The sequence below is a fragment of the Pyxidicoccus caerfyrddinensis genome, from assembly GCF_010894405.1.
Classification (GTDB): Bacteria; Myxococcota; Myxococcia; order Myxococcales; family Myxococcaceae; genus Myxococcus; species Myxococcus caerfyrddinensis.
Window position 1 is genome coordinate 28,854 of the sequence record NZ_JAAIYA010000016.1, and the last position, 13,733, is coordinate 42,586.

10 protein-coding genes are annotated in these 13,733 nt (G+C 69.2%); 1 reads left to right on the forward strand and 9 read right to left on the reverse strand.

Features of this window, described 5'->3' with window-relative positions; all coding sequences use genetic code 11:
- From G4D86_RS32460 to G4D86_RS32495, 8 genes are all read right to left on the reverse strand, one after another.
- Positions 1 to 1,228: NAD(P)-binding protein (locus G4D86_RS32460; protein ID WP_163997973.1), on the reverse strand; the 1,228-nt coding region annotated here is incomplete at its 3' end.
- A 10-nt stretch (positions 1,229 to 1,238) separates the two neighbouring features.
- Positions 1,239 to 3,905, reverse strand: a complete 2,667-nt coding sequence (locus G4D86_RS32465) for an NAD(P)-binding protein (protein WP_163997974.1) — start codon at positions 3,903 to 3,905, stop codon at positions 1,239 to 1,241.
- Positions 3,906 to 3,912: 7 nt separating this feature from the next.
- Positions 3,913 to 6,603, reverse strand: coding sequence for an NAD(P)-binding protein (locus G4D86_RS32470; RefSeq protein ID WP_163997975.1), 2,691 nt, complete (start codon positions 6,601 to 6,603; stop codon positions 3,913 to 3,915).
- Entirely contained in the window at positions 6,584 to 7,060 is a 477-nt protein-coding gene (locus G4D86_RS32475) for a sterol-binding-like protein (protein ID WP_205519919.1), read from the reverse strand. Before G4D86_RS32475 ends, G4D86_RS32470 begins: the two co-directional genes overlap by 20 nt.
- Entirely contained in the window at positions 7,041 to 8,108 is a 1,068-nt protein-coding gene (locus G4D86_RS32480; RefSeq protein WP_163997976.1) for a hypothetical protein, read from the reverse strand. Before G4D86_RS32480 ends, G4D86_RS32475 begins: the two co-directional genes overlap by 20 nt.
- Positions 8,109 to 8,110: 2 nt before the next feature.
- On the reverse strand, positions 8,111 to 8,440 hold the full coding sequence (locus tag G4D86_RS32485) for a hypothetical protein (RefSeq protein WP_163997977.1): 330 nt from the start codon (positions 8,438 to 8,440) through the stop codon (positions 8,111 to 8,113).
- Positions 8,424 to 8,969: a hypothetical protein gene (locus G4D86_RS32490; RefSeq protein ID WP_163997978.1), complete on the reverse strand. Its 546-nt coding sequence runs from the start codon at positions 8,967 to 8,969 to the stop codon at positions 8,424 to 8,426. The genes G4D86_RS32485 and G4D86_RS32490 overlap by 17 nt, the downstream gene beginning before the upstream one ends.
- 15 nt (positions 8,970 to 8,984) lie before the next feature.
- Positions 8,985 to 10,160 carry a polyprenyl synthetase family protein gene (locus tag G4D86_RS32495; protein WP_163997979.1) on the reverse strand — a complete coding sequence of 392 codons (1,176 nt, stop codon included), beginning with the start codon at positions 10,158 to 10,160 and terminating at the stop codon, positions 8,985 to 8,987.
- Positions 10,161 to 10,356: 196 nt separating this feature from the next.
- Between G4D86_RS32495 and G4D86_RS32500 the strand changes: the two genes are divergently transcribed.
- Positions 10,357 to 11,526: an acyltransferase family protein gene (locus tag G4D86_RS32500; protein ID WP_163997980.1), complete on the forward strand. Its 1,170-nt coding sequence runs from the start codon at positions 10,357 to 10,359 to the stop codon at positions 11,524 to 11,526.
- 137 nt (positions 11,527 to 11,663) lie between these two features.
- Here the strand turns inward: G4D86_RS32500 and htpG are convergent, their stop codons facing one another.
- Positions 11,664 to 13,664 carry a molecular chaperone HtpG gene (gene htpG / locus G4D86_RS32505; RefSeq protein WP_240360592.1) on the reverse strand — a complete coding sequence of 667 codons (2,001 nt, stop codon included), beginning with the start codon at positions 13,662 to 13,664 and terminating at the stop codon, positions 11,664 to 11,666.
- Positions 13,665 to 13,733: the final 69 nt, after the last annotated feature.

Here is a 13,733-nt window from a genome sequence, read left to right on the forward strand (position 1 = left end):
TGCCCGGGACGAACTCGACTCTCAGGTGCTCCGCCAGGTAGCGGCGCCAGGGGCGGAGCCAGGCTGGCGTGGTGGGCCCGTTGAGGGTGCCGTCCGTCTTGGGCATCGGTAGCAGGTTGTTGAGGTAGAGCTGGGCGAGCGTGTTGCCGTTGGTGCGCGCGTCACCCCAGGCGCCATCGAATGCGGCCAGCACCCGGGGAGCGAACTGCATGTCGTGCTTGAAGGCGGGGCTGTACTGGTAGCGGCGCGTACCGGACTGGGGGTCATACCCCTCCAGGTACTCCCACCAGGAGATGCGCTCGTATTCATGCTTCCTGCGCTCGGGACTGGTGCATAGGTAGCGCCAGAGGCGCAGGGTGAACTGGAGGGTGTCCGTCGGCGGATGGCCGGAGGACGCGAAGCGGATTCGACTGCACTGGGCGGTGATGCCGTGGCTGCTGGCGGGCACCAGATTGTCGAACGCCCTGCGACCGGTAGGCCTGTCGTGGTCATCCAGGATGGGGGTTTCGACCATCGTGGAGAAGAGGTGGCGGTAGCAGGAGGGGAAGAAGAGGAAGCCGTGCTCGCCGGGCAGGTAGTGCACGAGCTCGACCAGGAGCTCATCCCTGTCTTCCAGCTCGGGGTAGGGGTCGTCCATTTCCCGCGCGAACTGTTCCTCCTCGTCGGCTACGAGAGCGCTCCGGGCTGGAGGAAAACCCGACCAGTACCAGTAGGCACGACCAAGCAGGTACTCATGCAGCGCCTCTGCGGTGGTCCTGCGCGTAGGGGTGCGCCCTTCGTTAAAGGGCTTGGGGATGCGGATGTGGATGATGCCTGGAAAGTATGCTTTGGGGGCGAGGTCGCTGCTGCTCAGGAACGTGTCCACCTCCTGCGGATACAGCCGCCAGTCTTGCACCACCCAGTCCCTGGAGTAGTCGTAGAACAGGCGGTACTCATCGCAGGTGGTCAACTGACCCTGTTCGGGAAAGTTGCCCAGGGCCCCCTTGGCCGCGCGCTGGAATTGCGAGCGGGCCATGCCTCCCACGGCCAGCCTGGACTCCGCCCAAGGGACGATGGCGTGGTTCCTTTCAGGCTCTCCCATTTCGTCGTACTCCTGCGCGGGCTCGTAGACGCGCACCCGGAAGCCGCGGCGGGCCAGCTCGTGCGCCGCCGTCAGCCCGGCGATTCCGGCGCCATAGATATGGACCCGGGCTGGGCCCCTTCGTACCCTGGGATTGTCGCCAGCCATGCCGTGCTCCTCAATGCGGGGGCCACCGGATGCCCGGCCAGAAGGGCCGAGGCATCGCCTCCAAAGACTCGCGTACCCTGCTCAGGAAGGACTTCAGGGCCTCGGCGCCGCTGGATGAAGCCAACGACGGGACGAGCGGCATGACGAGCGGCTCCAGGTGGAGCACATCCCAGACATGGGGCAGACCCGAGGCGAACAGCTTCGCGTCCAGCTCACGGAGCGACCCCAGCTCGGGCAGTTCATGCTGCTCGGGGTCCCAGATGCGGCAGTACTCGCCAATGGGCGTCATGCGGAAGTCGGGTGAGCCGGTCAGGGTTCCCTGGCCGCCGTAGTCGGGCACGGTGGGCGTGGCCCGCGTGCTGGCAACGCCCCGCTGCGGCGCGTTCTCCTGCGGCTTGGGGTGGGCCAGGCAGTGGTCGATGATGGCGTTGACCGCATGGCGGGCGGATTCATTGGCCGACTCCATGGTGGTCATCCGCGTGAAGGTCTTCAGATACGTGCCGGCGAAGACGAGCTTGCCCCAGTGCACCTGGTAGCCGCCGTGCCGTGCCTGCCACAGCCCCTTGGGAAGGTCCGCCTCCGACGGAGCCGCGGTGGATGGCGCCAGTGGATTCCAGGGCTCGGCGCCGGGTCTGCGGTCCCAGTCGCCCAGGATGGGAATGAGGTAGGGCGCTCGGTTCTCGATGGGGCGTTCCTTGCCGGTGGCCGGGTCCTCCTCGAAGTGGATGTGCCGGTCCATGGAGTACCAGGAGGGCTCCGGCAGGACGAAGCTGTACTGGGGCTGGGGCGCGTGGGACAGCGGAGACTGGTGCTGCTCGGTGGCCTGCTTTATCTGCCGCCACACCTCGTGGGCGATTTCGTGGCGGGAGCTGTCGGAGGGACTCTTCTGTCCGGGCTCGCGGACGTACCAGTTGCCAATGTCGACGCTGAGCACCGCGGCGAAGCCATCCTGGGCGAGGGTGGGGGGCGTGGCCCAGTACTGCTGGCTGTTGATGGCGGACAGGCCCCACGGCGCATCCAGGAAGTACAGGTAGCCCTCGGCGAGCCGGACGGAAAAGGGAAAGAAGAACTGGATGCCGGTGAGCGTCTGGAAACGGTCCCAGGGTACGTGGCCGGGGAGCACGCCGGGCGTGCGCGGCTGCTCCGGCTCGGGCCCGCGAGGGTTCGGCGGAATCCGGGTGGTGAAGCCGCGCAGCCCCTGGACGACGCCGATTTCCGGCAGGCCCTCCGTCAGCCTCTCCGCGGTCACCGCATCGGTGGCCAGGACGTAGTAGTCCACGGGGTCTTCGATGGGGTCTTCACCCTCGTCGTGCTGCTTCCCGACGCTCGTGTCCGGATATTCCCAATCCCCCGTCTTCACGTAGGGGATGAGGGTGTCCTCCTGGAGTTCGAATCGGGTCAGCCTGCCCGGGACGAACTCGACTCTCAGGTGCTCCGCCAGGTAGCGGCGCCAGGGGCGGAGCCAGGCTGGCGTGGTGGGCCCGTTGAGGGTGCCGTCCGTCTTGGGCATCGGTAGCAGGTTGTTGAGGTAGAGCTGGGCGAGCGTGTTGCCGTTGGTGCGCGCGTCACCCCAGGCGCCATCGAATGCGGCCAGCACCCGGGGAGCAAACTGCATGTCGTGCTTGAAGGCGGGGCTGTACTGGTAGCGGCGCGTACCGGACTGGGGGTCATACCCCTCCAGGTACTCCCACCAGGAGATGCGCTCGTATTCGTGCTTCCTGCGCTCGGGACTGGTGCATAGGTAGCGCCAGAGGCGCAGGGTGAACTGGAGGGTGTCCGTCTGCGGATAGCCGGACGAGAACAGGTCCTTCAGCTCCTGCAGCATTTCGAAGGGACGGGAGGCGGGAGCCCGGCGCAGGAAGCGGATGCGTCTGCCCTGGGCGGCGATGCCGTAGAAGCTCGAGGGAACGAGGTTGTCGAACACCCTGCGACCGGTAGGCCTGCCGTGGTCATCCAGGATGGGGGTTTCGACCATCGTGGAGAAGAGGTGGCGGTAGTACGAGGGGAAGAAACGGAAGCCGTGCTCGCCAGGCAGGTAGTGCACGACTTCGACCAGCAGCTCATCCTTGTCTCCCAGCTCGGGGTAGGGAGCCTCCACCTCCTGCGCGAACTGCTTCTCCTGCTCGTCCACGATGATGATCCGGTCCGGGGAGATCCGCGGTTCATCGCGGTCTCCAATCATGTAGTCGCGCAATGCCGCCGCGGCGTCACTGCGCGTAGGGGTGCGCCCGATGTCTGAGGGCATGCCGTGGTGGATGTGGACGATTCCTGGAAAGACCGCTTTGGGAAAGAAGTCCCTGTTGTGCAAGAAGTCGAACACTCTTGAGGGGTCCAACCCCGTGGTGAGCCAGTCCCCGGAGGGGTCGTAGACGAGGCGGTACTCATCGCAAGTGGTGAACTGGCCCTGCTCGCGGAAGTTACCCAGGGCACCCTTGGCGACGCGCAGGAACTGCGAGCGGGCCATGCCGCCCACGGCCAGCCTAGGGTCCGTGTCATAGGTGTCGGGGCCCGTTTCAGGCACTCCCATTTCGTCGTACTCCTGCGCGGGCTCATAGATGCGCACCCGGAAGCCGCGGCGGGCCAGCTCGTGCGCGGCCGTCAGCCCGGCGATTCCGGCACCGTAGATGTGGACCCGGGCAGGGCCCTTTCGCGTGTGCGTCGAAGGAAGGGTGTCCATGCGGCGGCTACCTCGTCCCCGGCGCGCGGGCCTTGAGCAGGGTCTCCAGCCCTTCGCGCACCTTGCGCAAGAGCTCCAGCAGGGGCTCCGCTCCGCCCGGGGTGCCGAGCGACGGAGCGAAGGGCCTCGCGAGTGCCTCCAGGTTCAGCACGTCCCAGACGTGGGGCCGGCCCTCCGCGAAGAGCTTCGCGTCCAGCTCGCGCAGCGGCGCCAGCTCGGGCAGCTCGTGCTGCTCGGGGTCCCAGATGCGGCAGTACTCGCCAATGGGCGTCATCCGGAACTCCGGCAGGCCGGCGAGCGGGCCCAGCTCGTCGCTCTGTCCTCCCGGAGCCGGAAGCGGTTGAGGGCCCGGGTCCCGGCTGCGCACCTCATGGTGCGCGAGGTAGTGGTCGATGATGGCGTTGACGGCGTGGCGCGCGGACTCGTTGGCGGACTCCATGGTGGTCATCCGCGTGAAGGTCTTCAGATAGGTGCCGGCGAAGACGAGCTTGTTCCAGTGCACCGGGTAGCCGCCGTGCTCCGCCAGCCAGAGCCCATCCACCTGGATGAGCTTCGGCGGCGGTGGGGAACGCAGTGGGTCCCACGGCTCGGTGCCGGGCCGGCGGTCCCAGTCCCCGACGATGGGGATGAGGTAGGGCGCCAGGTTCGCCACGGGGCGCGCCTCGCCGGTGGCCTTGTCGCGCTTGAAGCGGATGTTCCGGTCCACGTGGTACCAGCTCGGCGCGGGCAGGGAGAAGTCGAACTGGGCCGAGTTGGGCAGCGGCACCTTGTGCAGCTCGGTGGCCTGCTTGATTTGCCTCCACACCTCGTCGGCAATCTCGTGGTGCGAGCTGCGGGAGGGACTCTTCTTCCCCTCCTCGCGCACGAACCAGTTGCCGATGTCCACGCTGAGCACCGCGCCGAAGCCGTCCCGGTCGAACGTGGGCGGTGTGGCCCAGTACTGCTGACTGTTGATGGCGGACAGGCCCCACGGCGCGTCGAGGAAGTAGATGTAGCCCTCGGCGAGGCGGACGGAGGCGGGGAAGAAGAACTGGATGCCGGTGAGCGTCTGGAAGCGGTCCCAGGGGACGTTCCCGGGGAACACGTCCGCCGGGCGCGGCTGCTCGGGCTCGGGCCCGCGCGGGTTGGGCGGAATCGTGGTGGTGAAGCCGCGCAGCCCCTGGATGACACCGATGGGCGGCAGGTCTCGCGTCACCGCCTCCGCGGCCGCCGCGTCGGTGGCGATGATGTGGTAGTCCACCTTCTCGACGACGGCCGGGTGGCCGCCGCCCCTCAGGGGCGGGTTCGTCACCCGCGTGTCCTCCTCCTCCTGCGACTCTCCCTTGCGCCTCCAGAAGGGCTTGAGGCGGCCCGTCTCCACTTCGAGCTCGAGGCGGGTCAGCGCGCCCGCGTGGAACTCCACCTTGAGGTAGTCCCGCAGGTAGCGGCGCCAGGGCCGCAGCCAGGCCAGGGTGGTGGGGCCGTTGAGGGTGCCGTCCGTCTTGGGCAGCGGGAGCAGGTTGTTGAGGTAGAGCTGGACGAAGGTATTGCCGTTGGTGCGCGCATCGCCCCAGGCTCCGTCGAACGCGGCGAGCACGCGCGGGGCGGACTGCATGTCGCGCTTGAAGGCGTCGCTGTACTGGTAGCGGCGCGTGTTCGCCTTCGGGTCGAAGCCCTCCAGGTACTCCCACCAGGAAAGCTTCTCGTAGTCGGCCTTCCTGCGCTCGGAGCAGGTGCTCATGTACCGCCAGATTCGGAGCGTGAACTGGAGGGTGTCGGTGGCGGGGTAGCCGGAGGCCGCGAGGTCCTTCAACTCCTGGAGCATCTGCACGGGGCGGGTGGAGGGTGCGCGGCGGAGGAAGCGGATGCGGCGGCCCTGGGCGGCGATGCCGTAGAAGCTGGAGGGGACGAGGTTGTCGAAGACGCGGCGGCCGGTGAGCCGGTTGTCCTCGTCGAGGATGGGGGTCTCCATCATCGTGGAGAAGAGGTGGCGGTAGTACGAGGGGAAGAAGCGGAAGCCGTGCTCGCCGGGCAGGAAGTGCACCAGCTCCAACTGGAGACCCTCCTTGTCCTCGAGCGGCAGCGGCGGTGTGACGAGGCACTGCGCGAGCTCCTGGGCCTCGGCTTCCTCCAGGATGATGACGCGCGCCGGCTCGAGCTTCGTGTCCCAGGTGTTGGTGGCGGTCAGGAGCCGGTGCAGCGCTTCCGCGTTGCGCCGGCGCCGCTTCCGGATGGCGTCGTTCTTGCCCGGGGGGACGCGCAGGTGGAGCACGCCCTGCGTCTCGCCGCGCGTGAAGAAGCCGCACCGGTTCAGGAAGTGGTGGAGGTCGGCCTCGGCCTCATCGGGGACCTCTCCCATCCGCCCGCCCGGCTCGAAGTTCTCCGGGTACTTGAGGAACATGCGGCCCTCGTCGCTCCGCGCGTCCTCGTCGGTCCCCAGGAAGTTGCCCGCCGCGCCCCGCTCCGCGCGCATGAACTGCGTCCGCGCCAGGCCGCCCACGGCCATCCTGCGATTCAGGGGATGGGGCGCCCCTTCGAGCCGCCCTGCCTCATCGCACTCCTGGGCGGGCTCGATGACGCGCACCCGGAAGCCGCGGATGGCCAGCTCGTGGGCCGCCGTCAGCCCGGCGATGCCAGCGCCATAGATGTGGACGCGGGCCAGGCTCTTGCTGATGGGCTGGTTGGGTTCACGTTCTTGCTCATCCATCTCGGGAGCCATGGGACTCACCTCGTAGTGGGGGACCTGCAGGAGCGCCCTCGCGGCACACCGCGCGCAGCCGCGCGAGCAGCGCGGGAAACGAGGGGCAGCGCACCGCCCCGTGGACGTAGGTGACGAGCCCCTCGTGCAGCGCCATCAGCGAGGCGAGCGGGCCCACCACCTCCAGCGCGTCGGTGAGCACGGCCCGGGTGAGCGACAGCCGCGCGTCCAGCACGTCCGCGAGCACGCCCCGGCCCGTCACCAGCAGGGCCTGTGCCGCCGGTCCGGTGGACTCCACCCGCGCGCCGCCGGACTCGAAGCCGAGGAAGAAGCGCTCCGCCCCCACGCACACCTCCACCGTGTGCCCCTGGAGTTGCTCGCACATGAGGGCGTGCTGCGCCGGCTGCTCGCGCGCGAGCGCCTGGAAGGACTCGGTCAGCAGCCTTCCCACCGGCCCCTCAGTCCCGGATGAGCTCATGGACACCGGTCGCCTCCAGCTCGAAGGGTTCTCCGCCAATGCACCCGTGCGACACGACGCGGCCGCTGAGCTCGTTGATCACGGACACCGTGCGGGGCTCGCGCTCGCCCGGGGTGATGACCTGGGCCAGCTCCTCCGCGGCGAACTGGAGGTGGAAGGAGTCGCCGCCGGTGGCCACCGACAGCTCCGTGCGCGCGGGCAGGTCGCACGCCAGGCCGGGGGTGAGCAGCGCCATCTCCGGGGGCACGGTGAGGCGCCGTGTGGGTTGGAAGTGGCCGTGGTGGAGGACGCGGATGTCCCTGTCCCGGAAGGTGCGCACCGCGCCGCCGCTCCTCCAGAGGAAGAGGGACTGGTAGCGCACGCTCGTCCTGCGCCGGTCCGTCATCCGGGCGAAGACGGCGCTCCACGGGTGGGCGGCGTCGGCCGGCAGCGCGTGCGCCCACTCCCAGGAGAAGTCCCCGCCCCAGCGGAAGTGGCCCCAGTTGTGGTCGTGGTACGCGGGTGCTCCGTCCACGCGGTGCGTCCTGCTTCCGAGGGTGACGGTGCCCCGTGCCTCCAGCCGGGGGACGACGACCCACGAGAGCTGCTCCCCCGGGGCGAGCGGGTGGTTGGTGAAGAGGAGCGGCCGCATGGTGGGGACCAGCTCCAGCTCGGCGGACAGGGCGTGCTCGCGCAGGCAGACGGCGAGCAGGTAGCGGCCCTGCTCGAAGCGAAGGGTGCTGGCGCCGAAGCGCGCGTCGATGCGGCCGGGGAGGACGTGCACCTCGGACTCGGGGAAGCGCTCCATGCCGCCCTCCCACGCGTCGCCCCGGACGAGCACCGTGAGCCGCGCCACCTCCGCGCGCCGCGGGTCGGCGGCCCACGGGTCGTCCTGGAGGCTGAAGTTGATGAGCAGGTGCGCCGCACCGGCATTCACGAGGAAGTACTGCCACTCCTTGTGCCCGCCCCGCCCGCCGAGCCGCGCGGGCGAGCGCCGGAAGTAGTCGAGCCGGGGCAGCAGCTCCGCGAGCTCTGTCTGCAGCGCGCCGTGCGGGTCCTGGCGCGACATGGTCAGCGCAGCATCTCCCGGAGTCCGGGCCGCGGGGCGGCCGGTGTCTCCGCGCGCGAGGCGTCAGCGGGAGCGCTCCGAAGTCCATCAACGCCCATGGGCGTGAGCGCGGAGCACAGGTGTCCACGGAACGCGATGAGCCCGAGCACGAGGTACAGGAAGCGCCCCTCGCGGACGTCCTGTCCCCCCTCGGGCTCCGGGCACTCGGGGGGCGCGCCCGGCGGGGGCAGCAGTGCGTCCAGCCGCCGCAGGGCGGAGACGAGCCCCAGCAGCAGGAGCACGGGCAGGTTCTCGTCGCAGTAGTCGTCGCGGACTTCATCGAGGCTCGCCATCCCGGGGCTCACCTCCAGGGGAGAAAGAGGGCTCTGGCCGTGCGGCGGCGAGGTTGGGGGACTCCGCGCGCCGCAGCAGCGCGTCCAGCCACGCCGAGGGCAGGACGGTGTTCGGGTCCTCCTCCAGCATGTCCATCCCGAGCGCCCCCCACAGCTCGCTGGCATGGCGGATGAGCGGAGATGCGGCGAGCGCGGTGGCCTGGCTGTGTCCCTCCGGCGTGGCCGCGAAGCGCCGTCCCTCGGCCACCAGCGCGGAGAAGGCCGCCTGCGCCGCGACGGGGTGCTGGAGCAGCAGCAGCCGCGCCCGGTGCAGGAGCGCGACGACGTCGCCCGCGTGCGCGGGTGACCCGGCGTCATTCTCCGGCGGTGGCACCATCGGCTTCGCCTCCGTGCCCGGAGAGAGCGTGCCCTGGAGGACCAGGCGGTGGATGCGATGCAGCTCCTCCCAGATGAAGGACCGCACCCGGAGCGGGTCCAGCGCGTTGGGCGTCAGCGGCGTGCCCAGCAGCAGTCGCAGCAGCTCGTCCATGAGTCCCCCTCGGCGTCACCGGACGCGCGCCAGCACGTAGGCCACCAGCGAGTCGAGCAACCGGCGGTGCACGGAGTCGGGCAGCCACTCACGACAGGCCGCCAGTCTCCGCTCCGCGTCCTCCGCCCACTGGCGGGCCACGCCCTGGGCATGCTCCAGGCTGCCCTGGCGCTCGATGAGTGACAGCAGCAGGCGCACGTCGGCCTCCGTCTTCACCGGGCCCCGGGCGTCATGGGCGCGCAGGGCCTCGCGCAGCCGGGCCTCGCCGGGTGGCGTCAGCGCCCCTTCCTCCACCAGCCGCGAGAGCAGCGCTTCGAGCGGGATGCCGGAGCCTTCCGATGACGCGTCCCCCGGTTCCTCCGGGCGGGGCAGGCGGAGGATGCGCGCCACTTCCCGCCGCTCCGCTTCGGAGGCGCCGCGCAGCATGTGCAGCAGCATGAGCGTGCGCTTGCCCTCCCAGAGGTCCCCGGCGATTTCCTTCCCGTAGTCGGACTCCTGGCCGCGCAGGTTGAGGACGTCGTCCTGAATCTGGAAGGCGATGCCCAGCGAGCGCGCGAAGGCCGCGAGCGCGTCGATGCGCTCCTGCGGCGCCCGGGCGGTGATGGCGCCCACGGTGACGGGGGTGATGAAGCTGTACCAGGCCGTCTTCTGCTCCACCATCCGGACGTAGTCGTCATCCGTGACGTCGAGCACGCCGTGGCGAATCCACTCCAGCTCCAGCGCCTGTCCCTCCACCGACTCGCGCGTCATCCGCGCCACCGCCTGGAGGATGCGCAGCGCCGGCCCCAGCCCGAGCACCGCCACGTTGTCGAGCAGCGGCTGCAGCGCGAGGGCCAGCATGGCGTCCCCCACGTTGACGGCGATGGGCAGCCCATGCGTGCGGTGGAGGGTGGGGCCGCCGCGACGCATGAGCGAGCCATCCTCGATGTCGTCGTGGATGAGGAAGGCGTTGTGGAACAGCTCCAGCACCGCCGCCGAGCGCACCACCGCGTCCAGCTTCCCGCCCAGTGCGCGGCAGGAGGCGATGCACAGCGCCGGCCTCAGTCCCTTGGCCTCACGCAGTGGGTAGTCGAGCATCAGCGCGTAGAGCGGAGACGCCTCGCGCTGCTCGGCGGGGATGATGCGCTGGATTTCCTGGAGCGCGAGGACGCGGCAGTCCTCGAGGTAGCCCAGCAGCTCCGCCGAACCCATGAGCGCGTCTCCCTGCTTGTTTCGAGGGAGGCGGAGGGTGCCATCTTGTCTCGCCGCGCGGAGCAGTCCCCCGGTAGGGAGGCTTGTCTGGAATTGCGCAGGCCGTGAGGGGTTGGGACGGGTCGGGGGGGACTATGGGGAGGGGGGCAGTCCCGGCTAGGCTCTGCCGCGCCTCCTTCCGGACCCTTCTTCATCCATGAGCGCCTCCCCGCAACCCTCCTCGCAGTACCGTCCCGACCTGGACTGGATTCGTTTCGTCGCCATCATCCTGGTCCACGTCCACCACGTGGGGCTCATCTTCGGCCCCTTCAAGTGGATTGTGAAAAGCCCCATTCCGCTTCCGGAGTTGCGGGGCCCCATCCTCGCGGGAGGGACGGTGCGGCTGCCGCTGCTGCTGCTCATCTCCGGCGTGGCCACCGCCTACGCGTTCCGTCAGCGCTCGGTGAAGGGGCTGCTGGGAGACCGCGCGAAGCGGCTCCTGATTCCGCTGCTGTTCGGCATCTTCTTCATCACCCCGCCGCAGATCTACATCGAGCGGCTCATCCAGGGACGCTTCAGTGGCAGCTACCTGGAGTTCTGGCCGAGCGTCCTCAACTTCGTCCCGTGGCCCAGGGGCAGCCTGAGCTGGCACCACCTGTGGCTGCTCTGCTACCTGTTCCTCTACAACGTCCTGATGCTGCCGCTGTACGCGTGGCTGCGCACCCCGAGCGCCGAGCGCTTCTGCACCCGGTTCGAGGCGTGGGTGACGCGCGGGGTGAACGTGTGGCTGCTGTTCCTGCCGATCGCGGCCATCCGCGTCATCTTCGACGGCTACCCGGCGAACATGGCGCTCATCAATGACTACTGGCTGTTCAGCCACCTGCTGTACTTCTTCATCCTCGGCAACTTCCTGGGGCGCAGCCCGCGCTTCTGGGAGTACCTGGTGGAGAAGCGCAAGCCGATGGCGGTGGTGTCAGCCGTCACCTTCGCCGCCTACTGGGCGCTCCCCCGGTTCTCGCTCGTGCCGGACTCGCTGCTGCTCACCTTTGCCGGGTGGAGCTTCATGCTGGCGGCGCTCGGGTGGGCGCGCGCGCTCGTCACCACGACGAAGCCGTACCTGAAGTACGCCCGCGACAGGGCCTTCCCGTTCTACATCCTCCACGAGATGGTGCTGGTGGTGATGGCCTACCCGCTGCTGAAGCTGCCGCTGGGCGGGTGGTCGCTCTTCATCCTGCTGACGGTCACCTCGATTCTGGGGACGTGGTTGCTGACGGAGGTCTTCTTCCAGGTGCCCTTCCTGCGGCCCCTGGTCGGCCTGAAGTTCCGCCGCACGCCGCGCCAGGTCGTCGCGGAGCCGCAGGCCGCCGCGAGCCCGCCCGCCGTCTGACGAAGGACGGCGGGAAGTCCTCGGAGGGAGCCGCCTGCCCGCGCGGCTCACCTCCGTTGCCGCCCGCCTCGCCCGAGAGGGCGGGGCCGTACGCCGGGAGGAGCCGCCAGCGCTGGCAGCCCCTCCTGGCGCGTGCTTCAGCTCGCGGCCGGCGGAGTCGTGGCCGGCTGCGAGGACTCCTGCACCGCGGCCTGGGCCACGGCCGCGTGGGTGGGCGCCTGGGCGGCCTGGGCCGCCACCTGCGTGAGCAGGCCCGTCATCCGCCGCGCGAAGCGGTTCGGGTCGGAGATGGTGCTGCCCTCGGTGAGCAGCGCCTGGTCGTGGAGCAGCTCAATCCACTCCGTCACCTGCGCCGCGTCCGGCTGCCGCTCATTCACGGCCTTGAGGTGCGCAATCACGGGGTGGTTCGGGTTCACCTCCATGATGCGCTTCACGCGCGGCATGCCCATGCCCTTGCCGCGCTGCTGGAGCAGCCGCTCCAGGTACGCCGGCGAGCCGCCCTCCGGCACGACGAGGCACACCGGCGAGTCCGTCAGTCGGTCCGACACGCGCACCTCGCGCACGGAGTCCTTGAGGACGTCCTTCATCTTCGAGGTGAGCGTCTTCAGCCCCTCCGCGTGCTGCTCCTGCTCCTTCTTCTGCTCGTCGGTGGCCTGCAGCTTCAGGTCGGACGTGAGCGCGGACACCAGCGGCTTGCCCTGGAACTCGCGCAGGCCCTGCGCGGCCCACTCGTCCACCGGGTCCGTCATGTAGAGGACCTCGAAGCCGCGCTGCTTGAGCGCCTCCAGGTGCGGGCTGTCCGCCACCGCCTGCCGGGACTCGCCGTAGATGTAATAGATGGCCTCCTGGCCCTCCTTCATCCGCGACACGTAGTCCGCCAGCGAGGTGAGCCCCTCTTCGCGCGAGCTCTCATAGCGCAGGAGGCCCCCCAGCTTGTCCTTGTGCTCGGCCTCGGTGGCGAGGCCCTCCTTCACCACCGTGCCGAAGGCCTTCCAGAACTCGCGGTAGTCGTCCGGCTTGTCCTTGGCCAGCTTCTCCAGCAGGTCCACCGACTTCTTCACCACGTGCTTGCGGATGGCGCGCACCACCTGCGAGTCCTGCAAGAGCTCGCGCGACACGTTGAGCGGCAGGTCGTCCGAGTCGATGACGCCGCGCACGAAGCGCAGCCACTGCGGCACCAGCTCCTCGCAGCGGTCCATGATGAAGACGCGCTTGACGAAGAGGCGCACCCCGCGCTGCTGCTGCGCGTTCAGGTCAAAGGGCGGGTGCTTGGGCACGAAGAGCAGGCCGGTGAACTGCTGGTTGCCGTCCGCGCGGAAGTGCGTCCACGCCAGCGGCGCCTCCCAGTCGTGCGTCAGGTGCTTGTAGAACTCCTGGTACTGCTCGTCCGTGATTTCGGACTTGGAGCGCTGCCACAGGGCGCTGGCCTTGTTGACGACCTCCAGCGACGTTTCCGTCTTCGCGTCGTCCCCCGTCCCGGTGGTCTTCTTCACCTGGAGCTTGATGGGGTGGCCCACGTAGTCCGAGTACTGCGTAATCAGCGTGCGGAGGCGGTACTCCTCCAGGAACTCCTTCTGGTCCGCCTTGAGATGGAGGGTGATGGCGGTGCCGCGCGTGGCGCGCTCGGCCTTCTCCACGGTGAAGGAGCCCTTGGCGTCCGACGCCCACTTCCACGCCGGCATGTCCTTGCCGGGGGCGCGGCTGACCACGTCCACGTGGTCCGCGACGAGGTACGCGCTGTAGAAGCCCACGCCGAACTGGCCGATGAGCTGCATGTCCTTCTGGCCGCGCTGGGACAGGGCCTCCAGGAACTCGCGCGAGCCGGAGTGGGCGATGGTGCCCAGGTTCTTCACCAGCTCGTCATGCGTCATGCCGATGCCGGTGTCCTCGATGGTGAGGGTGCCCTTCTCGGCGTCGGGGGTGATGCGCAGCTCCAGGGCCGGCTCGTCCGCGAGCAGCTCGGGCTCCGTAATCGAGCGGAAGCGCAGCTTGTCGAGCGCGTCGGACGCGTTCGACACCAGCTCACGAAGGAAGATCTCCTTGTGGCTGTAGAGCGAGTTGATGACCAGGCTGAGGAGCTGGTTGATTTCCGCCTGGAAGGCGTGGGTTTCCCTCTGGGGGGAGTTCTCGACAGTCATGTGGAAAGGCCTCCAGCGCTCCCGTGGAGCGCGAGCGTCGCCTCCCCATAACCATGGAAATGGGCGTGT